Raw genomic sequence first — 23,233 nt, 5'->3', positions numbered from 1 at the left:
CTCCGGGTAGCGGTCAGCCGCGGCCCTGGCCGAAACGCAGCTTCCACGGGGTGAGCGCGGATTCGAGCTGCACGCCGAGGCTCATCTTCGATGCGCCCTGCACCCGCTCCTCGAACCGGATCGGCACTTCGAGGATGGCCAGCCCGCGGCTGACCGTGCGGTAGTTCATCTCGACCTGGAAGGAGTAGCCGTTGGAGTGGACCGACGGCAGGTCGATCGCCCGCAGCGTGTCCGCCCGCCAGGCCTTGAACCCGGCGGTGGCGTCCCGGACCCGCAGTCGCAGGATCGCGTTGACGTAGAAGTTCGCCCAGGCCGAGAGGGCTTTGCGGGTCCAGGGCCAGTCCGCGGCCGTCGAGCCGCCCGGGACGTAGCGCGAGCCCAGGACCACGGCGGCATCCTGGGACAGCAGGGTGTCGATCATGGCCGGGATCGCCGAGACCGGGTGCGACAGGTCCGCGTCCATCTGGACCACCACGTCCGCGCCTTCGTCCAGTGCACGCGCCATGCCGGCGAGGTAGGCGCGCCCGAGTCCGTCCTTCGCGGTGCGGTGCAGCACGCCGACGGTGTCCGGCGACTCGGTGGCGAGCTTGTCGGCGACCTCGCCGGTGCCGTCGGGTGAGTTGTCGTCCACGACGAGCAGGTGCAGGTCGGGCACCGGCAGGTCCGCGAGCAGGGCGGCGAGGGCGGGCAGGTTCTCCCGCTCGTTGTACGTCGGGACGACGACGGTGACCTTGGGGGAGGAGACAGCCATGATCAGCCCTTCGGGTGCGGGAGGTCGTGGTGGTTTCGGCCGGGTCGCTCAGCCGGCGGTCGCGGACCACGGGTGGCGACGGCCGCGACGGCCGAGGGCGCTGCCCGTTCCCGGGGCCTGGCGGTCCCGGCGGCCCCGGAACGCGCCGGGGCAGCGGCGGACCGGGCCGTGGTGAGGGCTCACGCCGGGCTCACCCCGAGGCTCCGCAGCCCCACCGAGGCGACCTTCGCCATGGAACGCAGCTCGTGCTCCAGTACCTGGCGGCCCTTGCGCGTCAGCCGGACGGGCCGCTGGCGCCCCTGCTCCTCGGCGGCCTCGATCAGCTCCTTGGCCTCCAGGCGGGCAAGTGCCCCGTAGAGACTCCCGGGCCCCAGCCGCTCCCCGACCAGTTCCTCGATCGCCGTGTTGATGGCGTAGCCGTGCAGCGGTCCGTCGGCCAGCACGCACAGCACCAGCGTCTGGGCGTCGTTCGCCTGCATCCGCCGCGCCTCCTTTCCTTGCCCTCCGGCGCCACGCTACTACGCGCCTGGTACTACGCGCCAGGTAGTACGTGGCAAGTAGTACGCGCCGTGTACTCTGCCGTCATGCGTGACACGGCGGCCCCTTCACCTCCTTCGTCGGACCGGCCGCGCTGCGGATCCGGGCGGGGGCGCCGATGCGACGCGCCGGCTGGTGGCACTGCTCCAGGCCGACGGGATCCGCCCGGAACGGACCCCGGACGGTATCCGCACGGCCCCGAGCCGGGTCGAGCAGGTCGACCTGACGGTCCGGCGGGTCTTCGCCGCCTCGGCCGCCCTCGCCGGGGGCTTCGCCGTCACGGCGGGGCTGGCGGCCTCAATCCCGGTCTCCGGAGCGGGGGTTGACCACGAGCGGGGTGGACGAGCCCGCCCCGCCCGTTCAGTGCGGGATGGGCGGGGCGGCGGCGGGGAGGCCCTGCCGCAGGCGCGGCAGACCCTCGGCGATCCGGTCCCGGTCGATCGCGCCGAAGCCGAACACCAGCCCAGGCCGGGTCGGTTCCCCGGCGCTGAAGTCGGCGACGGTGTTCACCGCGACCCCCGCCCGCCGCGCGGAGGCGAGCACCGGTCCGAGGTCCACGCCGGGAGCGGTCCGCGCGCAGACGTGCAGTCCGGCGGCCGAGGGCACCGGCTCCAGCCAGGGGGCGAAGTCCCGGGCCAGAGTGGTGGTGAGCAGCGCGTGGCGGGCGGCGTACTCCCGGCCGGCCCGGCGGATGTGCCGTGCCAGCAGGCCCTCGTCGATGAAGCGGGCCAGTGCCGCCTGGGCGACCGGGTCGCCGTGCCAGTCGGACAGCTGCTTGGCACTGTGCAGCGCCGCTTGCAGCGAGGCCGGGGCGACCAGGAAGCCGAGGCGCAGCGCGGGCAGCAGGGTCTTGGAGTAGGAGCCCACGTAGACCACCCGGCCGCCGGGGTCCAGGCTCTGCAGGGGCTCCAACGGCCGCCCGGTGAAGCGGAACTCGCTGTCGTAGTCGTCCTCGACGACCACCGCGTCGTGCCGTTCGGCCCAGTCCAGCAGGGCGGCGCGGCGGGCCAGCGACATCGGGGTCCCCAGTGGGAACTGGTGCGAGGGAGTGGTGTAGACCAGTCGGGCTTCTCGGGGGAGGGCGTCCACCATCAGCCCCTCGGTGTCCACCGGTACGCCGACCACCCGCGCGCCCAGTGAGCCGAACAGCAGCCGCGCCGGCGGGTAGCCCGGGTCCTCGACGGCCACGCAGTCCCCGGGCTCGATCACCACCCGGCCGACGAGGTCCAGTGCCTGCTGCGCCCCCTGGGTCACCAGGACGTCCTCGGCCGTGGCCCGAACCGAGCGGGAGAGGCCGACATGGCGGGCGATGGCCGCGCGCAGGTCGGCGTGGCCCTCGGGCGGCCCGTAGTCGGCCCGGCCGAGCCCGCTCGGCCGCAGCTCGTCGGTGATCAGCCGCCGCCAGGTCCGGAAGGGGAACAGTCGCCCGTCGGGCGTGCCCACGCGGAAGTCGTAGGTGGGTTCCGGGGATTGCCCCCGGGCGGCCGGCACGGACTGCCAGACCCGCCTCGGCTGTGCCCCGGGGCCGGCCGGCGCACGGCGGGCGGCCAGCGTGCCGACGGACTGCCCGGACACGAAGGTGCCCGACCCCGCCCGGCCCTGGAGGAAGCCCTCCGCGGCCAGCCGCTCGTAGGCCGAGGCCACGGTGTTGCGGGACACTCCGAGCCGGCGGGCCAGCTCCCGGCTGGGCGGCAGCCGTTCGCCGGGGCGCAGCCGTCCGTCCAGCACCGCGTCCAGCAGTTGCCGGTAGATCCGGGCGGCCCGGTCGCCCCGTCCGCCGAGGGTGACATGCACATCCACAATTGGCCCAATCAGATCGATCCGAATTGGAGCTTAGCCAAGGCCAGTTGGTCACGTAGCGTCTCCTCGGACACTCAAGGAGCAGGAGATTCGTACATGACGACTGTCGAGACGACCGTTGAGACGACGGCCGTGGACATGTGGTTCGACCCGGTGTGCCCGTGGGCGTGGATCGGCTCGCGCTGGCTGCTGGAGGTGGAGCAGGTCCGTCAGGTCCGCAGCCGGTTCCGGGTGTTCGGCCTCGCCGCGCACAACGACGGCCGCGAGGTGGACGACTGGTACCGCCAGTGGCTCGCCGAACGGCGGGGCCCGGCCAGGGTGGTGCTGGCCGCCGAACGCGCGCACGGCAGCGAGGTGCTGCGGGACCTGTACACCGCCCTCGGCAACCGGATCCACCTCGAGAAGGCCCCCATCGGCCGAGAGCTGTACCTGGCCGCGCTGGAGGAGGCGGGCCTGCCCGCCGGACTCGCCGACGCCGCCGACGACGCCGGGCTCGACCCGGTCCTGCTGGCCGGCAACCGGGCGGCCCTCGACCCCATCGGCGAGGACCTCGGCGTGCCCGCGATCCACATCGCCGGTCCCGACGGCTCGGTCAACGCGTTCTTCGGTCCGGTGGTGAGCCCGATCCCCCGCGGTGAGGCGGCCGGGCGGCTGTGGGACGGCATACTGCTCGTCACGGAGGCCGAGGGGTTCTTCGAACTCAAGCGCGGCCGCACATGCGGGCCGATCGTCGACTGACGCGCGCCGGCCGCCTCGTCCGCCCCCCCCGGGGGGCGGTGGCCGCCGTGACCGCCATGGACAGTCGAGAGATTTGTCCGATTAGGGCACTTATGCAGCATTGTGTCAGTGAATATGGCAATCCATCAGATCTTCACTGGATGTCCATGTGATGCGCATGATACGAACTTGTGTCTTCCGGGTCGATCTGCCTAGCGTTCAGGCTGTTCGCACCTGCGGACCCTGCCGCCGGGACGCCGAGTCCTGTCCACCGGTCGGCCGGACGTCGAGCAGTGCACCGGGCAGGAGCGGGGGAACCAGGTAGTTTGCCGCGCCCTGCTCGACCCGTTCGCGGGCGAGACGAGCGCGGCTAGGGGTGAAGCCGCCGTGTGCGGCCGGGCTACCTCACGGCCCGAACCCGACAGCTCACCTCGCAGGCGTCGCAGAGGGACGCCCCATGCTGACTTCAGGTACCGGCCGGCATCGCCGCGCGCGCCGGAGGCACACCCCGCGGCTGGCCGCCACCGCCGGGATCGCCGGCGCCGGCCTCATGCTGCCGCTGCTGAGCGCGAGCGGAGCCTCCGCCGCGCCCGGCTCCCACACCTACGCGAGCCATGCCGGGTGGCAGGAGCACCACCAGTACCGGCACCAGGACGACTCCGATCAGCACCACCACCAGGCCGGCCCGCACGCCGCGCGGCCCTCCGCTCCGGCCTCGGCCGAAGCCTCGCACGCCTCGCCGTCGCCGTCCGCCCCGGCCTCCCACGCCTCGGAATCCGCGACCGCGCGCCCAGGCGGCGAGTCCCAGGGCTCCCACTCCGTGCGGCCCTCCGCTCCGACTTCGGCCCCGGCGTCGCACACGTCCGCGCCGTCGTCCCCGGCCGCCTCTCCGTCCGCCCCGGCCACGCACGCCCCCGCCCCCGCGGCCACCACCCCGGCCGCGCAGACCGGTTCGAGCTCGGACGCCGTGCAGCAGGTGCTCGGCCTGATCAACCAGGCGCGGGCCGCCCAGGGTCTGCCGGCCTACACCATCACGGCAGGGCTGACCAGCAGCTCCGAGGCCCACAACCAGACGATGGCCGGCGGCTGCGGCATGTCCCACCAGTGCCCGGGCGAGGCCGAGTTGGGTGCGCGGGTGACGGCCGCGGGCGTCCAGTGGAACGCCGTCGGGGAGAACATAGGCTACGGCAACGGGGTCTCCACCTCGGCCCAGGACATCGCCGCAATGGCGGTCAGTCTGACCCAGGACATGCTGAACGAGACGCCGCCGGACGACGGCCACCGCAAGAACATCCTCAGCAGCGAGTTCACCCACATCGGCATCGCCGTCTACCGGGATGCCAGTGGAACCGTCTGGCTCACCCAGGACTTCTCCAACTGACCCGTCCGTCAAGGACGTAGGCCGAGGTCGACCCGCCCCCCCGGGGGCGGGTCGGGTGCCTCCGCCTCGCGGGCGCCAGGCCCGTGGGGCGGAGCGCGCGCGGCGGAACCTCGCACGGTCGGGCGGGTCGGCGGTCGCCGGCCCCTCGGCGACGACCCCGATAGCCAAGTGGGGATATTTCCTCAAATATTTGTCGATGTACCGTCATTTCAGTGCGAGGGGGTGGTTAGCGGCCCGGCCCGGGTGGGCAGAATGCATCCGGTTCGTGCTCGTACGCTCCCCGCGTGCGCTGCGCGCCCACTCACGCCGTACGTCCGCCGTCCAGTACCACCGCACGCCGAGCCGCGCCGCCGCGCACTGCACCACCCCGCCGTGCGCGGGCGCCGCTTGCACCGCTCGCGCCGCGCGATCCGCACCGCACCACCCGCTGAACAGCGTGGGGCTCGACGCCGTGAGCTCCGCCGGCCGAAGGGGGAATCGAGATGCCGCTACCGGTTGGCAGAGCCGCTGTGCTGGGAGGCAGCCTGGCCGGACTGCTGCACGCCTGGGTCCTCGCCGAGGCGGGCTGGCGGGTGACCGTGGTGGAGCGCGACCGTCGGCCGGGCAAGGCCGAGTTCGCCGGGGGAGTCCCGCAGGCCCGGCAGGCGCACCTGCTGATGCCGGCCGGCCTGTACGCCATCGAGCGGCTGCTGCCGGGCACGACCGAGCTGCTCACCGGTGAGGGCGCGCAGCGCTTCGGCCTGGCCACCGACATCCGCTGGCTCACGCCGGCCGGCTGGCTGGACTCCTTCTCGCCCCGGCACACCATCGTGAGCTTCACCCGCCCGTTGATCGACTGGGCGCTGCGTCACCAGGTCCTCCTCCACCCGGGCGTCGAGGCGCGGGATGGCGTCGAGGCGGTCGGACTCGCCGTCGCCGGAACGCGGATCGCCGGAATCCGCTGCCGTGAGCGCGGAACCCGCGACCGCACCGAGTCGGTGCTGCCCGCTGAGGTGGTGGTCGACGCCACCGGCCGGACCTCCCGGGCCCCGCACTGGCTGACCGAACTCGGGCTCGGCGCACCGGAGGAGAGCGTGGTGGACGGCGGTGTCGGCTACTGCACCGGGCTGTTCCGCCGGGCCGGGGCGGACCTGGCCGGCGGCCGTGCGATGTACCTGCAGCCCAGGCCCGGCCGCAATCCCCGGTTCGGGATCCTGGTCCCGGTGGAGGGTGATCGCTGGATGGTGACGGTCGGCGGGATGCGCGGCTTCACCCCGCCCACCGATCCCGATGGATTCCTCTCCTTCGCACGGGAGTTGAGCGTCCCGGAGTTCTACGAGGTGGTCCGGGGACTGGAGCCGGTAGCCCCGATCCACGGCTTCCGTCCGCCGCCCAGCCGGCGGCGGCACTACGAGCGCCTGGCCGACCTCCCCGAGGGGCTGCTCGTGGTCGGTGACGCGGCCTGCACCTTCAATCCGATCTACGGGCAGGGCATGTCCGTGGCGGCCCGGTCCGCGCTGGTGCTGCGCGAACTGCTCCCGGCCGGCGCCCGTCCGGCACGCGGGCCGGGCGCGGCAGGAAGAACAGGTGTCGCACTCCCGGTGGACTCCCGGAGGATCCAGCGCGCGGTGTCCCGCGAGGCGGGGGCGGCCTGGCAGATGGCCTCCTCGGAGGACCTGCGCTACGAAACCACCGTCGGCGGCCGCAGGAATCCGCTGCTGAAGCTCCAGCACGCCTATATGGACCGGGTGTTGAGTGCCGCCCTGAGCCACCGGGCCGCACAGGGCGCCTTCATCGACGCCCTCTCGCTGACCGCACCGCCGAGCGGGCTCTTCACACCCGCGGTGCTCTGGCAGGCCGCCCTGCACGGCGGTTCGAGGGGCCGGCGCGCCGAATCCCGATCTCGGAGCGGGCGGTAAATCGGCTCATTGATACCGGAGTTGCGCGGGGTGGCACCGGGGTTCCCGTTCGGACCGAGAGGAACGGTCAAAATTCGGTAAATGTGTTCGGCGCGCCCTTCCGGTGGGTCTACGCTTGACGAGGTTTGAAAAGGCACCTCGTTCGGTGAGGCGTCTTCACGGACACAGGCCACTGATCCCAACCGTCGAGAGACGCTCCGGATCAGGACAGATCCTCCCGACCTAAGGGTTGATCCCAAGTGGCTTCCGACCTGCGGGCCGGATCACGCCGTGGAGTGCCAAAGCTCTGACGAGTTGGGGTGAGCCGGCCGCTGAGGCTGGTCCGCTCCTTGCCGTGTCGATACGACGCACCGCTGCGTCCCGGCCGGAAGGAGGCGAGAGACATGGATTCGAGTTGCAGTAGTCCGGGCCATAAACGGGCCCATAACCGCATGTCCTCGTTCTCCATCGGCACGCGGTAACAACCCCCTCCACGAGAATTTCTGACATACCGTCGGCTCAGTGCGGCGCCATGCCCTCATTTCCTTATGACCTCATGGCGTTATTTCGCCATGGGCTGCCGCGGTATGCCCTGGTGGCGGGGATTGCTGCTGCGCGCCGCCCGAACTCTCCCCCTGAACCGGGGGGCAAGGGAGGTTCGCCATGACCGACACCACCATGACCCCACCGACGATCCCGGCGCCGCGCGCCGCGGTCCTCGACGACGCCCACATCGGCGACATCCAGGGCGCCCTGGGCACCATCAGCCTCAGCGACACCGCGCCGCGGCAGGGCCTCTCCGCCAAGCTCAAGACGCTGCTGGCGATCGTCGGCCCCGGCCTGATCGTGATGGTCGGCGACAACGACGCCGGCGCGTTCTCCACCTACGGCAGCGCCGGCCAGAACTACGGCACCCACCTGCTGTGGACCCTGCTGCTGCTGGTTCCCGTGCTCTACGTCAACCAGGAGATGGTGCTCAGGCTGGGTGCGGTCACCGGTGTCGGCCATGCCCGCCTCATCCTCGAGCGCTTCGGCAGGTTCTGGGGCGCGTTCAGCGTGATCGATCTTTTCCTGCTCAACGCGCTGACGTTGGTGACGGAGTTCATCGGGGTCACGCTGGCGGCGGGCTACCTCGGCCTGCCGAAGGTCGCCTCGGTGGTCCTGGCCGCCGCGGTCATCATCGCCTCCGCCTTCACCGGGTCGTTCCGCCGCTTCGAGCGGATCGCGGTCGCGCTGTGCGTCGGCTCGCTGCTGCTGGTGCCGATCTACTTCATGGTCCACCCGAAGACCTCGCAGATGGCGCACGACTTCTTCGTCCCCGGCATGCCGGGCGGCGGTGGCGAGTTGGCCACCGTGATGCTGCTGATCATCAGTATCGTCGGCACCACGGTCGCCCCCTGGCAGCTCTTCTTCCAGCAGTCGTACGTCATCGACAAGCGGATCACCCCGCGCTTCATGAAGTACGAGAAGGTCGACCTGTGGATCGGCATCGTCATCGTGGTCGTCGGCGCCGCGGCGATGATGGGCTTCACCGCCGCCGCGTTCGCCGGCACCGACGGCGCCGGCCAGTTCACCGACGCGGCGGGCGTGGCCAAGGGACTGGAGGAGCACGCGGGCAAGCTGGTCGCCGTGCTGTTCGCGATCGCCCTGCTGGACGCCTCGATCATCGGCGCCTTCGCGGTCTCCCTCTCCACGGCCTACGCCATCGGCGACGTCTTCGGCATCAAGCACTCGCTGCACCGCGGGGTCGGCGGCGCCAAGGGCTTCTACGCCGTCTACGCGGGTCTGGTCGCGGCCGCCGCCGTCATCGTCCTGGTCGCGAGCGACGGCACGCTGGGCCTGCTCACCCAGGGCGTCCAGGTCCTGGCCGGTGTGCTGCTGCCCTCCGCCTCGGTCTTCCTGCTGCTGCTGTGCAACGACAAGGAGGCCCTGGGCCCCTGGGTGAACGGTCCCAGGACCAACGCCTTCACCTCCGCCGTGATCGGCGTCCTGGTCACCCTGTCCGTCATCCTGACCGCCTCCGTCCTGTGGCCGGACATCAGCTCCGGGGCGATCCTCGACATCATGGCCGGCTGCGGTGTCCTCGGGGTGCTGGCCGCCGGGTACTCCTTCACCCGCCGGCGCACCGCCACCAAGGAGGATGAGATCGACCGCACCGGGCGCGAGAACTGGCGGATGCCCCCGCTGGAGACCCTGGCCAAGCCGAAGGTCTCCACCGCGTACAAGATCGGCATGGGCGCGCTGCGCACCTACCTGCTGGTCGCGATGATCCTGGTCGTCGTGAAGCTCATCGAGGTGGCCCTCTCCCGCTGACCCCGGCGGTGACGGCCGGCCGCGCCTGGAGGCCACCCGGCGTCCGGCCGGCTGAGCCGTCCGCCGACCGCCCCGGGGCCGAGCTTCGATCCGAACCCGTACTCGTACCGCCAAGGAGGCCGACATGGTCGTGCGCTACCCACGGCTGAACGTCATCTTCTCGGACCACCACACCACACGCCACCAACCCGCGCCGCCCGCCGCCCACGGGCAGCCCGCGCACTCCCCGCTGGTGGTCGACCAGGCGCTCCGGACCGCCACCGTCGGGAGTGCGAGCGGAAGGCGGAGACGCAGATCCGCGCGCTGCTGCTACAGGCCTTCGCGGCCTCGGGGCTGGCGCCGATCGCGCTGCGTGCCCACCGCGAGCACGGCGAGGTCACCGCGGTACGGGCGACCGTGGCGGTCACGGGCGACGTCACCTCCGCCCTGGAACAGGTCGTCTCCCGGCTCTCGCTCGAACCCGCCGTGCGCGACCTGCACTGGCACCTGGAGGGCGGCAGCGCCGGCGCGGACGAGGAAGCCCTCGCCTGAACCCCCTCGCCCGATCCCCTCGCCGGGGTCGCCGGTCCCGGGCGGCGGTTCCGGCCCGTACCGCTGGTGACCGGGGACCGGGGACCGGGGACCGGTGCGAGACTTGAATGCGGAGGCACTCCCATGAGGCCGCTCATCAGCTCCCGGGCCACGCCGCCCCGAGGCAACCGCCCGCACATCCGGTACCTCCACCCCCGTACACGGGAGGGGGCGGCGGTGCTGTGCGCACTCGCCCTGCTGCTGGTCGAGGTGATCGTGCTCGGTCTGGTCCCGAGCCACGCCCGGCCGCTGATCGGCACCCTGCTGCTCGGGGCCTGGGTCATCGCGTTCGTGCTGGTCGCGGCGGTGCTGCGCGGCCGGCGCTCGGCCGCCCGAAGGGCCGGCCGCCCCACCTGGCCCGTCCCGCCGCCGGGTGGCCAGTGGTACGGCGAGGACGCTCTGGAGGGCTACCCGTCCGAGGAGGTCGCCCGCCTGCTCCCGGCCTCGGCCGATCCCGGGCAGAACCGGCTGCAGACAGCCTGGGTGCTGGCCAGCCACGGCCACGATGCCGCCTGGATCGCCCACCACCTCGACCTCCCCGCCGATCTGGCCCACCTCCTCGCCGACACCGCCGCCCACCGGGCCACGGCACACAGGGCGTGACAGGCCTGCCACCGGTCGCGGGCGTCCCCGCGCAACCGGGCGCAACAGGGGCTGAAGGGGCGTCAAGGAGCCGTCAGGGATGCGTCAGAGGGGGCGAACCGTCCTTGCCCGGACGATCCGAGGTCGACTTGAATGCGGGTATGACCTGCTCGACGCGCCACCACGACCGCCCGCCGCATCCGCGGGCGGAGGCTGCAGTCGCGGTCTTCGCCGCGGTCCGGTAGCGCTTCCTCCCCGCGAAGTCCGCTCCGGTCGCGCCGTGGGCGGGCTCCCGGTGCTGTGGCCGGGGCCCGCCCTGGTTCAGTCACCCTGCGCACCGCCGTACGCGCGGGGCGACATGGTCCCCGAGGGCAGTGGATCACGGTGATCGGCCTCGACCCGGGGCTGTGCGCCACCGCCCTGCCGCCCCTGTACGGGCGGGTGGGCGCACCCGCCGGCGGAGGGCACGGCCGCGGTGGTCCGACTCTGCCTGCCGGAGGTAGAGTTGGTGGACGGTGAGTACCACGAGGGCGGTGGCGTCGCACCGACCGCCCTGGCCGCGCACGAGGAACGCTCCCGTCGCCGGCTGTCCGGGCTCGCCGACCGGTTGGTGAGCGGCGTCTGAGAGTCCGCCATGCCTGACGGCGCGTCAGGAAGCCTCCATCATCGCGGAATGCCGTCGCGCGTTCGCCATCTCCCGTTGCAGAACGCCGGAAGGGGAACTGGCATGTCCAAGCGCGCCCGGAAGCAGAAGGCCCGTAAGAAGAAGAGGGCGAACCACGGCCGCCGTCCCAATCAGTAGGCCCGATCAGTAGGTTCGGTCAGCAGGCCGCCACCGCGGTAGGCCCTCGCTCCGCTCTCGGTCATTCCACCCGGCCCCGGGAGGCCGTCCGTCCCCGCCTCGAACAGCGCGGACGGGCCGTCTCCCGGGGCCTTCGCCGTTCCCGGAGCGCGTTGCGGCACGGTCCGGCCAAGGTCAGGTCTCAGGTGTGTGAAGCACGCATCAAGGCTGCGTCAATGTTTTCGATACGCCCGTATGGACGGCGTCAGGGGCGCGCAAACGGCGCTCGGTGGCTGGTTTGCTCCTGGTGCCGGCCTCCCGCCGGCGTCGTGAGGGGCTTCCGGGGCGCCTGCGACCTCAATCCCTGAACCACTTTGGTGGAACCCATGCCCGATCTCATCTACGTCGGCGTCACGGTTGCCGTGTTCGTCGTCCTGGCCCTGATCGCGAAGGGGGTGGAGAGGCTGTGAGTGCCGAGAACATCGCAGGTCTCGTCGTCGCCGTCGCGCTGGTCGGCTACCTCGTCGTGGCGCTGATCTACCCGGAGAAGTTCTGACATGAGTTCTACGCTCGCGGGCTGGTTGCAGGCCATCGCCCTGGTCGGCGCCCTGGCCCTGTGCTACCGCCCCCTTGGCGACTACATCGCCAAGCTCCTCACCACCGCCAAGCACCTCAGAGTCGAACGCGGCCTCTACCGCGTGATCGGCGTGGACGGCGACGCCGACCAGCGCTGGCCGGTCTACCTGCGTTCGGTGCTGGCGTTCTCCGCCGTCTCGGTGCTCTTCCTCTACCTGCTCCAGCGGATCCAGGACAAGCTCCTGCTGAGCCTGGGCGACAAGGCGGTCGAGCCGCACACGGCGTTCAACACCGCCGTCTCCTTCGTCACCAACACCAACTGGCAGTCCTACGGCGGCGAGTCCACCATGGGCCACGTCGTGCAGATGGCCGGTCTGGCGGTGCAGAACTTCGTCTCGGCCGCCGTCGGCATCGCCATCGTGGCCGCGCTGATCCGGGGCTTCACCCGCAGCAAGACCGACCGCGTCGGCAACTTCTGGGTGGACCTCACCCGGATCTCGCTGCGCCTGCTGCTGCCGCTCTCGATCGTCTTCGCCGTGGTCCTGGCGGCGAACGGCGTGATCCAGAACTTCCACGGCTTCCACGACATCGCCACCCTCGGCGGCGACACCCAGTCGATCCCGGGCGGCCCGGTGGCATCCCAGGAGGTCATCAAGGAACTGGGCACCAACGGCGGCGGCTTCTTCAACGCCAACTCCGCGCACCCCTTCGAGAACCCCAACGGCTTCACCAACTGGCTGGAGATCTTCCTGCTGCTGGTGATCTCCTTCGCCCTGCCGCGCACCTTCGGCAAGATGGTCGGCGACAACCGCCAGGGCTACGCGATCGTCGCGGTGATGGGCCTGTTCTGGGTCGCCTCCGCCGCGCTGATGACCCTCGCCGAGCAGCACCACGGCGGTGCCGCGCTGCAGGCGGCCGGCGGTGCGATGGAGGGCAAGGAGCAGCGCTTCGGCATCGCGGCCTCCAGCCTGTTCGCGGCCTCCACCACGCTGACCTCCACCGGTGCGGTCGACGCGGCGCACGACTCGCTCACCCCGTTCGGCGGCGGCCTCACCATCTTCAACATGATGCTCGGCGAGATCGCCCCCGGCGGTACCGGTTCGGGTCTGTACGGCATGCTGATCCTGGCCGTCGTGGCGGTCTTCGTCGCCGGCCTGATGGTCGGCCGCACCCCCGAGTACCTGGGCAAGAAGCTCGGCGGGCGGGAGATGAAGTTCGCCTCCCTGTACATCCTCACCACCCCGGCCCTGGTGCTGATCGGCACCGGTGTCGCGATGGCGCTGCCGGGTGAGCGGGCCGGGATGCTGAACTCCGGTGCGCACGGCTTCTCCGAGGTCCTGTACGCGTTCACCTCGGCCAGCAACAACAACGGTTCGGCGTTCGGCGGTATCACCGTGAACACCGAGTGGTACGACACCGCGCTGGGTCTGGCGATGCTGTTCGGCCGCTTCCTGCCGATGATCTTCGTCCTGGCGCTGGCCGGCTCGCTCGCCCAGCAGCAGCCCGTTCCCGCCACCCCGGGCACCCTGCCCACCCACAAGCCGCTGTTCGTGGGCCTGCTGTCGGGCGTCGTCCTGATCGTCGTCGGCCTCACCTACTTCCCGGCCCTGGCTCTCGGGCCGATCGCGGAAGGTCTCCACTGATGTCGTCCACCCTTACCCCCGCTCCGGCCGATCAGGCCGACACGACCGAGGCAGCCGCCGCTCCGCACAGAGTCTCGGCCGGCCTGCTCGACCCCAAGCTGATCGTCTCCTCGCTGCCCGACGCGGTGAAGAAGCTCGACCCCCGGGTGATGGTCAAGAACCCGGTGATGTTCGTGGTCGAGGTCGGCTCGGTGGTCACCACCGTCTCCGCGATCGCCCACCCGTCGGTCTTCGCCTGGGCCATCACGGTCTGGTTGTGGCTGACCACCGTCTTCGCCAACCTGGCCGAGGCCGTCGCCGAGGGCCGCGGCAAGGCGCAGGCCGACACCCTGCGCAAAGCCAAGACCGAGAGCGTCGCCCGCCGACTGGTCAACTGGCCCGCCAGCGACCAGGAGGAGGAGGTGCCCGGCACGGCACTCCAGCTCGGTGACCACGTGGTGGTCGAGGCCGGGCAGATCATCCCGGGCGACGGCGACGTCGTCGAGGGTGTGGCGAGCGTGGACGAGTCGGCGATCACCGGTGAGTCCGCGCCCGTCATCCGCGAGTCCGGTGGTGACCGCAGCGCCGTGACCGGCGGCACCAAGGTGCTGTCCGACCGGATCGTGGTGAAGATCGCCACTGAGCCCGGCAAGTCGTTCATCGACCGGATGATCGCGCTGGTCGAGGGCGCCGCCCGGCAGAAGACGCCGAACGAGATCGCGCTGAACATCCTGCTGGCGTCCCTGACGATCGTCTTCCTGATCGCCGTGGTCACCCTGCAGCCGATGGCGACCTTCGCGGGCGCCCCGCAGACGATGATCGTCCTGGTCGCGCTGATCGTGGCACTGATCCCGACCACCATCGGCGCGCTGCTCTCCGCGATCGGTATCGCCGGTATGGACCGGCTGGTGCAGCGCAACGTGCTGGCGATGTCCGGCCGCGCGGTCGAGGCCGCCGGTGACGTCAACACCCTGCTGCTGGACAAGACCGGCACCATCACCTACGGCAACCGCCAGGCAGCCGAGTTCCAGCCGGCCCAGGGCGTGACCGAGGCGGAGCTGGCGGATGCCGCCCAGCTCTCCTCCCTCGCGGACGAGACCCCCGAGGGCCGCTCGATCGTGGTCCTGGCCAAGAACGAGTACGGCCTTCGGGCCCGCGCCCAGGGCGAGCTCACCCACGCCACCTGGGTCCCGTTCACCGCCCAGACCCGCATGTCGGGTGTGGACCTGGACGAGGCGGAGGGCGTGCACTCGGTCCGCAAGGGTGCGGCCGGGTCGGTCATCAAGTGGGTGACCGAGAACGGCGGCACGGTCGGCGACGACATCGCCCAGCTGGTCGACGGCATCTCCGCCGCCGGTGGCACCCCGCTGGTGGTCGCCTCCCGGATCGGGGAGGCCAACCCCCGCGCGCTCGGCGTCATCTACCTCAAGGACGTCGTCAAGGACGGCATGAGGGAGCGCTTCGACGAGCTCCGCCGGATGGGCATCAAGACCATCATGATCACGGGTGACAACCCGCTGACCGCCAAGGCGATCGCGGACGAGGCCGGCGTGGACGACTTCCTCGCCGAGGCCACCCCCGAGGACAAGATGGCCCTGATCAAGAAGGAGCAGGAGGGCGGCAAGCTGGTCGCGATGACCGGCGACGGCACCAACGACGCCCCCGCGCTGGCCCAGGCCGACGTCGGTGTCGCGATGAACACCGGCACCATGGCGGCCAAGGAGGCCGGCAACATGGTCGACCTGGACTCCAACCCGACCAAGCTGATCGAGATCGTCGAGATCGGCAAGCAGCTGCTGATCACCCGTGGTGCGCTCACCACCTTCTCGATCGCCAACGACGTCGCCAAGTACTTCGCGATCATCCCCGCGATGTTCGCCGGCGTGTACCCCGGTCTGAAGCACCTGAACATCATGGGGCTGCACAGCCCGACCTCGGCGATCACCTCGGCGATCATCTTCAACGCGCTGGTCATCATCGGGCTGATCCCGCTCGCCCTGAGGGGTGTGAAGTACCGTCCGGCCGACGCGAGTTCGCTGCTGGCCCGGAACATCGGGGTCTACGGCATCGGCGGTCTGATCGTCCCGTTCATCGGGATCAAGCTGATCGACCTCGTCGTGCAGTTCATCCCCGGCCTGAGCTGAGAGAAGCAGGAAATGTCCAAGCCACTGCCCACCGCCGTGCGTACGCACGCGACCGCGCTGCGGATGCTGCTGGTGATGACCGTGATCCTCGGCATCGCCTACCCGCTGCTGGTCACCGGGATCAGCCAGGTCGCCTTCGCCGACAAGGCCAACGGTTCCATCGTCAGCTCCGACGGCAAGGAGATCGGCTCCAGCCTGCTCGGCCAGAACTACAACCTCCCCAAGAAGAACCCCGACGACCCCAACGAGCAGGCCCAGCCGGACCCCAAGTGGTTCCAGCCGCGCCCCTCCGCCGCGGGTACCGGCTACGACGCCAAGAGCTCCGGCGCCAGCAACCTCGGCCCCAACAGCGCCGACCTGCTGAAGGCGGTCGAGGACCGCCGGTCGTCGGTCGCGGCCTTCGACGGCGTCGACCCGGCCACCGTCCCGGTGGACGCGCTGACCGCCTCCGGCTCCGGCCTCGACCCGCACATCTCGGTCGCCTACGCCAAGGAGCAGGTCAACCGCGTCGCCAAGGCCCGCGGCCTGTCCGCCGACACCCTCAACCACCTGATCGACAAGTACACCGACGGCCGTTCCCTCGGGTTCCTCGGCCAGAGTGGAGTCAACGTCGTCCTGCTCAACAAGGCGTTGAGCGAAGAGAAGTGACAATGTCACCCACAAATCGGTGACCGACCGACCCGGGTACGGGGGCCACGCCCCGCACCCGGGTCGGTCGCCCGTGTACCCGCTCGTGTGCTATCCGCTTGTGTGCCCGGCCCTCTCCGGGGCCGGGCACACCCTCCGTATGGAAAGAGCAGCGCTCATGTCCCGTGACCTCAACCCCGGCACTCCCGTCCGCCGTGGGCAGTTGAGGGTGTACCTCGGCTCGGCACCCGGTGTCGGCAAGACGTACCGGATGCTGGACGAGGCGCGCAGACGGCGGGACCGCGGGGCGGACGTGGCGGTCGGGTACATCGAGTGCCACGGGCGCCGGCACACCGAGAACATGCTGGACGGGCTGGAGCTCATCCCGCGACTGAGCCGCACCTACCGGGAGACCGAGTTCCAGGAGATGGACCTGGAGGCGGTGCTCGCGCGCAGGCCGACCCTGGTCCTGGTGGACGAGCTGGCCCACACCAACATCCCCGGCGGGCGCAACGCCAAGCGCTGGCAGGACATCGACGACCTGCTGAACGCCGGCATCGACGTCATCACCACCGTCAACATCCAGCACCTGGAATCGCTCAACGACGTGGTCCAGAAGATCACCGGCATCCCGCAGCGGGAGACCGTCCCCGACGAGGTGGTCCGCCGCGCCGACCAGATCGAACTGGTCGACATGGCCCCGCAGGCACTGCGCCGCCGGATGGCGCACGGCAACGTCTACAAGGCGGAGAAGGTGGACGCCGCGCTCTCCAACTACTTCCGGGTCGGCAACCTGACCGCGCTGCGCGAACTCGCCCTGCTCTGGGTCGCCGGACGGGTGGACGAGGGCCTGCGCGACTACCGGGCCAGCCACAACATCGACCGGGTCTGGGAGACCCGGGAACGCGTCGTGGTCGCCCTCACCGGCGGGCCCGAGGGCGAGACCCTGATCCGCCGCGCCGCCCGGATCGCCGACCGCACCGCCGGCGGCGAGCTGCTCGCCGTACACGTCACCAGGAGCGACGGCCTGGCCGGCGCCTCACCCGGGGCACTGGCCCAGCAGAGACAACTGGTGGAGACCCTCGGCGGCAGCTACCACGTTGTGGTCGGCGACGACATCCCCACCGCGCTGCTCGCCTTCGCCCGCGGCCGGGACGCCACCCAGCTGGTCCTCGGCACCAGCCGCCGCGGCCGGATCAACCGCTTCCTCACCGGACCGGGGAACGGACAGACCACCGTGGACGCCTCCGAGGACATCGACGTCCACATGGTCACCCACGAGTTCACCGGCCGCGGCAGGCTGCCCTCGCTCGGCCGGCGCCACTCCAGGCGGCGCACCGTCGCCGGCTTCGCCTCGGGCCTGGCGGTGCCCAGCCTGCTGACCTTCGTGCTCTCCCAGTTCCACAGCCAGGTGAACCTCACCACCGACGCGCTCATCTTCCAACTCGGCGTCGTGGCGGTCGCGTTGCTCGGCGGCGCGGTCTCCGCACTGGTCGCCTCGCTGGTCGCCTCGCTGCTGCTCAACTACTTCTTCATCCCGCCCATCCACACCTTCACCATCGGCGAGCCCAACAACGTCATAGCGCTGCTGGTCTTCGCGGCCGTCGCACTCACGGTCTCCACCGTGGTCGACCACGCCGCCAGACTCACCTCACGGGCGGCCCGCGCCACCGCAGAGGCGGAGACCCTGTCCACCCTGGCCGGCAGCGTGCTGCGCGGCGCCGACGCGGTGCCCGCGCTGCTGGAGAAGTCCAGGACGGCCTTCGGGATGGACTCGGTGGCGCTGCTCGACCGGGCCGGCGGCGAGGTACTGGCCCGAAGCGATGCCGAGACGGAGGCGGGCTTGGCCGAGAGCCCCGCGATCACCGAGATCGCGGTCGGCAAGGACGCGGTGATGATACTGACCGGCCGCCGGCTCCCGGCCGCCGACCAGCGGGTGCTCACCGCCTTCGCCGCCCATGTCGCCGCCGCCCTGGAACGCGACCGGCTGGCCACCGCCGCCGCCGAGGTCGAACCGATCAAGGCCGCCGACCGGATGCGCACCGCCCTGCTCGCCGCCGTCAGCCACGACCTCCGCACCCCGCTCGCCGCCGCACTCGCCTCGATCGGCTCGCTGCGCAGCCCCGACGTCGAGTTCTCCCCGGAGGACGAGGCCGAACTCCTCAGCATGGCGGACGCCTCCCTGGTCAAACTCACCCGCCTGGTGGACAACCTGCTCGACATGAGCCGGCTCCAGGCCGGCGCGCTCACCCTCCACCTGGCGCCCACCCACCTGGAGGAGGTCCTGCCCCGAGCGCTGGACTCCCTGTCCGACCCGGACGCCCCCGTCCAGCCGCTCGACCTGGACACCGCACCGCCCGTCCTGGCCGACCCGCCGCTGCTGGAGCGCGTCCTGGCCAACGTGATCACCAACGCGCTGCGCCACAACGCCCCCGGCGCGCCCGTTCTGGTCGCCGCCTCCGCCTACCAGGACCGGGTGGAGGTCCGGATCGTCGACCGCGGCCCGGGCATCGCACCCGAGGACCGCGACCGGGTCTTCCTGCCCTTCCAGCGCCTCGGCGACACCGACAACACCACCGGCGTGGGCCTCGGCCTGGCGCTCTCCCGCGGCCTCGCAGAGGCCATGGGCGGAACCCTGGAGGTCGAGGACACCCCCGGTGGCGGTACCACCATGCTCCTCACCCTGCCTGCCGCCGGAACGGGAGAACCCCAGCCATGAACCACATCCTGGTCGTGGACGACGAACCCCAGCTGCTGCGCGCACTGCGGATCAACCTGCACGCCCGCGACTACGCCGTCCTCACCGCCGCGACCGGCGCCGAAGCACTGGAGTCCGCCGGACGCCTGGCCCCCGACGCGGTCCTGCTCGACCTCGGCCTGCCCGACCTGGACGGGATGGACATCATCCGCGGCCTGCGCGCCTGGAGCTCGGTGCCGATCATCGTGCTGTCCGGCCGGAGCACCACCACCGACATGGTGAGCGCCCTCGACGCGGGCGCCGACGACTACCTGACGAAACCGTTCGTCATGGACGAACTGTTCGCCCGGCTGCGCGCCGTGCTGCGCCGGCCCGGCAGCGAGGACGCCCCGAGCACGGTCACCATCGGCAGGCACGTGGTCGACATGCCCGCGGGCACCGTGACCGGCCCGGACGGACCGGTCCGGCTCACCCCGACCGAATGGAAGATCCTGACCCTGCTGCTCGCCACCCCGGGCCGGCTGGTGCCCGGCCGCCAGATCCTGCGCGAGGTCTGGGGCCCGCAGGCCGAGGAGCACGGCAACTACCTGCGCGTCTACCTCGCCGCCCTGCGCCGCAAGCTCGAACCCAACCCCACCCGCCCCCGTCACCTGATCACCGAACCGGGCATCGGCTACCGCTTCGAACCCTGACGGGTAGCCGGTCCAGGGCACGCGGAGCCGAGGCGCGAGGACGGGTGTGCGGCCGACGCGCCGGGCCCGCGCGGAGCAGACCTCGCACCTCGGCCCGGCCCGTCGTACGGCCTCGCGCACCGGCCGCCACACGGCTCCCCGCGCCCCGGACCAGCCGCCCGTTAACAAGGTGTCAAGATCGGTCCCGGAGGTGCCAAAGGCGCGTCAGGGAGCGCGAGTATGGGCTCCGCACGCCGTAGCGTCAGCGGTACGGACGCGGCTGTTCCTCGGGGGAGAGACAGGCCGCGACCACCGCCGGTGATGAGCTTCACCGTTCGACAGCCGGCGGCCAGGTGATGGGGAGGGGACGCGCGGCGATGGCAGCGGGTGTATCGGGCAGACCGGTCAAGCCGGCAGGGGAGACCAGTCCGCCGGGGGCGGCGGACGACGGCCAGCCCGGTCCGATACCCGCACCGCGCGTCCCACGCACCTCAGCCGAAGCGCATGGAGCACCTCCGGGACCGGCCGTGGAAACCTCACCGCCGCGGTCGGTCCCGCGAGGCCTGACCGGGCTCGTCGAAGTGCTCAAGTCCACTGCCCGGAAGCCGGGTTCCTGGACCACCCCACGGCTGGTCCGGGCCCTCACCGCGCTCTGCCTCGCCGCCCTCATCACTGCAGGCGCCATCGCCGCCACCGTCCTCGACGGCGCCCGCACCGGCACCGACACCATCGGCCACGACAAGGCCCCGCAGGCCGTCCGCGCCGCCGACCTCTACTTCGCGCTCGCCGACATGGACGCCCAGGCCGCCAACCTGCTGCTGGCCGGCGCCGACCCCGACTACGCCAAGCTGCGCGCCGAGACCCAGCAGACCTACGAGCAGCGCCGCGTCCAGGCCGACTCGGACCTCCAGCGCGCCACCGAGGCCGCCGCCGGGGACCCCGCCGGCGAGCAGGCCGTCCACACCGTCATCGACGACCTCGGCCAGTACGAGAGCCTGGTCGCGCGAGCCCGGCTGCTGGAGGAGCAGGCCCACGCCCCGGCCGGCCGCCCCTCGCCCGACGCGCTCGCCGCCTACCGCCAGGCCACCGACCTGCTGCGGCAGCAACTCCTGCCCGCCGCGGACCGGGTGAGTTCGGACAACGCCACCATCGTCGACCGCGTCTACGCCAGCCGGCGCGCCGACCTCGCCGCCGGACGCTGGTGGCTGCTCGCGGCCGGACTGGCGGCCGTCGCCGCCCTGGTCCTGCTGCAGCGCACGCTCGCCGTCCGGTTCCGCCGGGTCCTCAATCCGGCCCTGGCCGGCGTCACCCTGCTCACCGTCGTGGCCGTCGCCGCCGGCTACACCCTCGCGGGCACCGCCGACCGCAACCTGGTGGTGGCCAAGAGCAACGCGTACGACTCGGTGATCGCGCTCAGCCGCGCCCGCGCCGTCGCCTACGACATGAACGCCGATGAGAGCCGCTACCTCACCGACCCGACCCGCGCCGCCGCGTACGAGCAGACCTACCGCGACAAGAGCCAGTCCATGGCCCGCGTCGGCGGCTCCACCCTCGCCGAGTACGACCTCCGGCTGGCCCAGGCGGTCGACTCCCACCGGGCAGACCCGCACGGCACCGTGCCCTTCGACGGCTTCCTCGGCGACGAACTGCGCAACATCACCTTCCCCGGCGAGGGGGAGGCGGCGGAGAAGGTGCTGACCGACTACCACCAGTACCAGCGGGACGACCGGGAGATCCGCCAACTGTCCGTCCAGGGGCGGCTGAAGGAGGCGGTCACCTACGACACCGGCAGCGCGCCAGGTCAGTCCAACGCCGACTTCGGCCTGCTCTCCGACGCGCTGGACGGGGTCATCGCGATCAACCAGAAGTCCTTCGAGGGCGCCGTGGCCGCCACCGACCGCGACCTCGGCGCCGGCCTCGCCGTCGGCGGCGGGGTGCTGCTGGCCGCCGCCCTGGCACTGACCGTGCTCGCCGTCCGGCCCCGGCTGCGCGAGTACCGCTGAGCGCGGGCCGGCCCGTCGGCCACCGTTCCACCCTGGACGCGGGCCCCTGGGGAGAGCAGCCCTGCGAGGAGCTCAGGGCGCGAAGCTCATGATCATCAGCTTCTCGGGATCGGGGAACGGGACGAAGCCGACCCTGGCGTAGACCTCGTGGGCGTCGACGGTCGACAGCAGCACGCGTTTGAGCGCGTAGGGGGCGAGGTGGTCGCGGACGGCGGCCGCCAGCCAGGTGCCGAGGCCCAGGCCCCGGTGGTCGCGGTCGATGTAGACGTCGCAGAGCCAGGCGAAGGTGGCCAGGTCGGTGACCACCCGGGCGTAGCCGACCTGCGAGCCGTGGGCCGCGTAGACACCGAAGTTGACCGAGGCCCGGACGGACCGCTCGACCGTCTCGCGGGAGCGGCCGAGCGCCCAGAACGCGTCGGTCGACAGCCAGTGGTGGACCAGGTCCTTGTCGAGGCGCTCCGGGTCGGTGTCGACCTGGTACCCGTCCTCCCTACGAGTGATCATGGATCCGGACGGTAGCACCGGGAGCCAGTCCGTGTCCGTGACTTCGACCGGCCGGAGCGGTCACGCCGGGGCCACGGCCGTGGCGCGGTGCTCGCGCAGCGGGCCCAGGCGCAGCCCCCGGGCGCGGCAGGTGTCGACGAGGCGGGGGAGGGCACCGAGGGCGGAACGCCAGGAACCGGGGGCGGCGGTGCAGTCGGTGTCGTGGAGGAGGACGGTGCCGCCGCCGGCCAGTCGGCGGGTGACCGTGCGGTGGACCGAGTCCGGGGTGGCGGTGGCGGTCCAGTCGCGGCCCCAGGTGCTCCACAGGACGGGGGTGAGCCCCAACTCCCGGGCGGTGGCCAGGGCTCCGGCGGTCAGGACACCGTACGGCGGCCGGTACCAAGCGGGTTGAGTGCCCGTCAGATCCGCGATCACGTCGCGGGCCCGGGCGATGTCGTCGCGGACGGCGCTCGGCGTGCGGGCCAGCAGGCAGCGGTGCTGGTAGCCGTGCACGGCGATCTCGTGGCCCGCCGCGACCAGTTCACGGCCGAGGCCCGGATCGCGGACCAGCATCCGGCCGAGCAGGAAGAAGGTCGCCCGGACGCCCGCCCTGTCCAGTTCCGCCAGGAAGTGGGGAGTCGAGGCCGGGTCGGGGCCGTCGTCGAAGGTCAGGGCGACATGGTCGGTGTCCCCGTACCCGCACAACTCGGGGGTGAGCCAGGGCCGTACGGCGTTGAGGGCGCTGAGCGCGGGCGCGGCGTGGGCGACCGCCAGGGAGCCGGCCGCCAGCACACCGGAGACGGCCAGGGCCTTGGCCACGGGGTCGATCAGGTTGCTCACGAGGCCAGCTCCCGGGTGTTCTCGAGGTGGTGCACCGGCTCTGCGGCGGCGCGGTCGCCCGGTGCGGCCACGGTCGCGCCCGCCAGGGCGGCTATCACGTGGTCCGCGGGGACGGCGGCCTCCGCCGGGCGGGCCGGGGTGGCGCGGAGTGCCTCGCGCAGCCGCGGGGCGAGTTGTCCGGGCGTGCGGATCCACGGGGCGAGCCCGGCGTCGTCGAGGGCCGCGGCGTTGGTGACGCCGTGGCCGGGCAGGCAGCGGTA

At 71.8% G+C, this 23,233-nt stretch carries 19 protein-coding genes, 1 pseudogene and 2 riboswitches; of the genes and pseudogenes, 14 read left to right on the top strand and 6 right to left on the bottom strand.

Annotation, left to right across the window (positions count from 1 at the left end; genetic code table 11):
• Positions 1 to 13 precede the first annotated feature (13 nt).
• The 3 genes from ABD369_RS12445 to pdxR form a co-directional block, all read right to left on the bottom strand.
• Positions 14 to 751, bottom strand: coding sequence for a polyprenol monophosphomannose synthase (locus tag ABD369_RS12445; protein ID WP_344636392.1), 738 nt, complete (start codon positions 749 to 751; stop codon positions 14 to 16).
• 179 nt (positions 752 to 930) lie between these two features.
• Positions 931 to 1,230, bottom strand: a complete 300-nt coding sequence (locus ABD369_RS12440) for a PadR family transcriptional regulator (protein ID WP_344636391.1) — start codon at positions 1,228 to 1,230, stop codon at positions 931 to 933.
• A 418-nt stretch (positions 1,231 to 1,648) separates the two neighbouring features.
• Complete coding sequence (pdxR, locus tag ABD369_RS12435; protein ID WP_344636390.1) at positions 1,649 to 3,082, bottom strand: MocR-like pyridoxine biosynthesis transcription factor PdxR; 1,434 nt, start codon at positions 3,080 to 3,082, stop codon at positions 1,649 to 1,651.
• A gap of 102 nt (positions 3,083 to 3,184) precedes the next feature.
• Here pdxR and ABD369_RS12430 point away from each other — a divergent pair, with 102 nt between their 5' ends.
• The 14 genes from ABD369_RS12430 to ABD369_RS12370 all read left to right on the top strand — a co-directional run bounded on the left by ABD369_RS12430 (position 3,185) and on the right by ABD369_RS12370 (position 21,650).
• Complete coding sequence (locus ABD369_RS12430; RefSeq protein WP_344636389.1) at positions 3,185 to 3,826, top strand: mycothiol-dependent nitroreductase Rv2466c family protein; 642 nt, start codon at positions 3,185 to 3,187, stop codon at positions 3,824 to 3,826.
• 301 nt (positions 3,827 to 4,127) lie between these two features.
• Positions 4,128 to 4,260, top strand: a riboswitch (cyclic di-AMP (ydaO/yuaA leader).
• A gap of 2 nt (positions 4,261 to 4,262) precedes the next feature.
• Positions 4,263 to 5,186: a CAP domain-containing protein gene (locus tag ABD369_RS12425; protein ID WP_344636388.1), complete on the top strand. Its 924-nt coding sequence runs from the start codon at positions 4,263 to 4,265 to the stop codon at positions 5,184 to 5,186.
• Positions 5,187 to 5,668: 482 nt separating this feature from the next.
• Positions 5,669 to 7,084 (top strand): NAD(P)/FAD-dependent oxidoreductase, encoded by a 1,416-nt coding sequence (locus ABD369_RS12420; RefSeq protein ID WP_344636387.1) that lies wholly within the window; start codon positions 5,669 to 5,671, stop codon positions 7,082 to 7,084.
• A 130-nt stretch (positions 7,085 to 7,214) separates the two neighbouring features.
• A riboswitch (M-box (ykoK) riboswitch) is annotated at positions 7,215 to 7,390 on the top strand.
• Between the two features lie 336 nt (positions 7,391 to 7,726).
• Positions 7,727 to 9,376, top strand: a complete 1,650-nt coding sequence (locus ABD369_RS12415) for an NRAMP family divalent metal transporter (protein WP_344636386.1) — start codon at positions 7,727 to 7,729, stop codon at positions 9,374 to 9,376.
• A 51-nt stretch (positions 9,377 to 9,427) separates the two neighbouring features.
• Positions 9,428 to 9,907 (top strand): hypothetical protein, encoded by a 480-nt coding sequence (locus ABD369_RS12410; RefSeq protein WP_344636553.1) that lies wholly within the window; start codon positions 9,428 to 9,430, stop codon positions 9,905 to 9,907.
• Positions 9,908 to 10,030: 123 nt separating this feature from the next.
• Positions 10,031 to 10,549: a hypothetical protein gene (locus ABD369_RS12405; RefSeq protein ID WP_344636385.1), complete on the top strand. Its 519-nt coding sequence runs from the start codon at positions 10,031 to 10,033 to the stop codon at positions 10,547 to 10,549.
• A 613-nt stretch (positions 10,550 to 11,162) separates the two neighbouring features.
• Positions 11,163 to 11,330: a 50S ribosomal protein bL37 gene (locus tag ABD369_RS41105; protein WP_425557600.1), complete on the top strand. Its 168-nt coding sequence runs from the start codon at positions 11,163 to 11,165 to the stop codon at positions 11,328 to 11,330.
• A 445-nt stretch (positions 11,331 to 11,775) separates the two neighbouring features.
• The gene (gene kdpF, locus ABD369_RS12400) at positions 11,776 to 11,865 is read left to right on the top strand and encodes a K(+)-transporting ATPase subunit F (protein ID WP_266275987.1); all 90 of its coding nucleotides are present in this window, start codon (positions 11,776 to 11,778) and stop codon (positions 11,863 to 11,865) included.
• 1 nt (position 11,866) lies between these two features.
• Positions 11,867 to 13,528 (top strand): potassium-transporting ATPase subunit KdpA, encoded by a 1,662-nt coding sequence (kdpA, locus tag ABD369_RS12395; protein ID WP_344636384.1) that lies wholly within the window; start codon positions 11,867 to 11,869, stop codon positions 13,526 to 13,528.
• Positions 13,528 to 15,651 (top strand): potassium-transporting ATPase subunit KdpB, encoded by a 2,124-nt coding sequence (gene kdpB / locus ABD369_RS12390; RefSeq protein ID WP_344636383.1) that lies wholly within the window; start codon positions 13,528 to 13,530, stop codon positions 15,649 to 15,651. The genes kdpA and kdpB overlap by 1 nt, the downstream gene beginning before the upstream one ends.
• Before the next feature lie 12 nt (positions 15,652 to 15,663).
• A complete protein-coding gene (gene kdpC / locus ABD369_RS12385) occupies positions 15,664 to 16,299 on the top strand; it encodes a K(+)-transporting ATPase subunit C (protein WP_344636382.1) in 636 nt (211 codons plus the stop codon).
• A gap of 157 nt (positions 16,300 to 16,456) precedes the next feature.
• Complete coding sequence (locus ABD369_RS12380) at positions 16,457 to 18,997, top strand: ATP-binding protein (RefSeq protein ID WP_344636381.1); 2,541 nt, start codon at positions 16,457 to 16,459, stop codon at positions 18,995 to 18,997.
• Positions 18,994 to 19,668, top strand: coding sequence for a response regulator (locus ABD369_RS12375; RefSeq protein WP_344636380.1), 675 nt, complete (start codon positions 18,994 to 18,996; stop codon positions 19,666 to 19,668). Before ABD369_RS12380 ends, ABD369_RS12375 begins: the two co-directional genes overlap by 4 nt.
• Before the next feature lie 560 nt (positions 19,669 to 20,228).
• Complete coding sequence (locus ABD369_RS12370; RefSeq protein ID WP_344636379.1) at positions 20,229 to 21,650, top strand: hypothetical protein; 1,422 nt, start codon at positions 20,229 to 20,231, stop codon at positions 21,648 to 21,650.
• Between the two features lie 72 nt (positions 21,651 to 21,722).
• On the opposite strand, the gene ABD369_RS12365 is transcribed toward ABD369_RS12370, so the two are convergent.
• The 3 genes and pseudogenes from ABD369_RS12365 to ABD369_RS12355 all read right to left on the bottom strand — a co-directional run.
• Complete coding sequence (locus ABD369_RS12365) at positions 21,723 to 22,154, bottom strand: GNAT family N-acetyltransferase (protein ID WP_344636378.1); 432 nt, start codon at positions 22,152 to 22,154, stop codon at positions 21,723 to 21,725.
• A 60-nt stretch (positions 22,155 to 22,214) separates the two neighbouring features.
• The gene (locus tag ABD369_RS12360; protein WP_344636377.1) at positions 22,215 to 22,973 is read right to left on the bottom strand and encodes a polysaccharide deacetylase family protein; all 759 of its coding nucleotides are present in this window, start codon (positions 22,971 to 22,973) and stop codon (positions 22,215 to 22,217) included.
• A pseudogene (locus ABD369_RS12355) lies at positions 22,970 to 23,233 on the bottom strand (hypothetical protein); the annotation flags it as partial. The gene ABD369_RS12360 and the pseudogene ABD369_RS12355, both read right to left, overlap by 4 nt.

The organism is Kitasatospora cystarginea, from assembly GCF_039533515.1.
Taxonomy (GTDB): Bacteria; Actinomycetota; Actinomycetes; order Streptomycetales; family Streptomycetaceae; genus Kitasatospora; species Kitasatospora cystarginea.
Note: the sequence above shows the minus strand (reverse complement) of the source record. Positions and strands in the feature narration are given on the sequence as shown.

What these genes read in the sequence shown, in the direction of transcription:
- kdpB (WP_344636383.1), top strand. Translation starts at nt 13,528, where the DNA reads ATGTCGTCCACCCTTACCCCCGCTCCGGCCGATCAGGCCGACACGACC.
- ABD369_RS12430 (WP_344636389.1), top strand. Translation starts at nt 3,185, where the DNA reads ATGACGACTGTCGAGACGACCGTTGAGACGACGGCCGTGGACATGTGG.
- kdpC (WP_344636382.1), top strand. Translation starts at nt 15,664, where the DNA reads ATGTCCAAGCCACTGCCCACCGCCGTGCGTACGCACGCGACCGCGCTG.
- ABD369_RS12380 (WP_344636381.1), top strand. Translation starts at nt 16,457, where the DNA reads ATGTCCCGTGACCTCAACCCCGGCACTCCCGTCCGCCGTGGGCAGTTG.
- ABD369_RS12415 (WP_344636386.1), top strand. Translation starts at nt 7,727, where the DNA reads ATGACCGACACCACCATGACCCCACCGACGATCCCGGCGCCGCGCGCC.
- ABD369_RS12445 (WP_344636392.1), bottom strand. Translation starts at nt 751, where the DNA reads ATGGCTGTCTCCTCCCCCAAGGTCACCGTCGTCGTCCCGACGTACAAC.
- ABD369_RS12440 (WP_344636391.1), bottom strand. Translation starts at nt 1,230, where the DNA reads ATGCAGGCGAACGACGCCCAGACGCTGGTGCTGTGCGTGCTGGCCGAC.
- ABD369_RS12365 (WP_344636378.1), bottom strand. Translation starts at nt 22,154, where the DNA reads ATGATCACTCGTAGGGAGGACGGGTACCAGGTCGACACCGACCCGGAG.
- ABD369_RS12405 (WP_344636385.1), top strand. Translation starts at nt 10,031, where the DNA reads ATGAGGCCGCTCATCAGCTCCCGGGCCACGCCGCCCCGAGGCAACCGC.
- kdpA (WP_344636384.1), top strand. Translation starts at nt 11,867, where the DNA reads ATGAGTTCTACGCTCGCGGGCTGGTTGCAGGCCATCGCCCTGGTCGGC.
- ABD369_RS12420 (WP_344636387.1), top strand. Translation starts at nt 5,669, where the DNA reads ATGCCGCTACCGGTTGGCAGAGCCGCTGTGCTGGGAGGCAGCCTGGCC.
- ABD369_RS12425 (WP_344636388.1), top strand. Translation starts at nt 4,263, where the DNA reads ATGCTGACTTCAGGTACCGGCCGGCATCGCCGCGCGCGCCGGAGGCAC.
- ABD369_RS41105 (WP_425557600.1), top strand. Translation starts at nt 11,163, where the DNA reads ATGCCTGACGGCGCGTCAGGAAGCCTCCATCATCGCGGAATGCCGTCG.
- ABD369_RS12375 (WP_344636380.1), top strand. Translation starts at nt 18,994, where the DNA reads ATGAACCACATCCTGGTCGTGGACGACGAACCCCAGCTGCTGCGCGCA.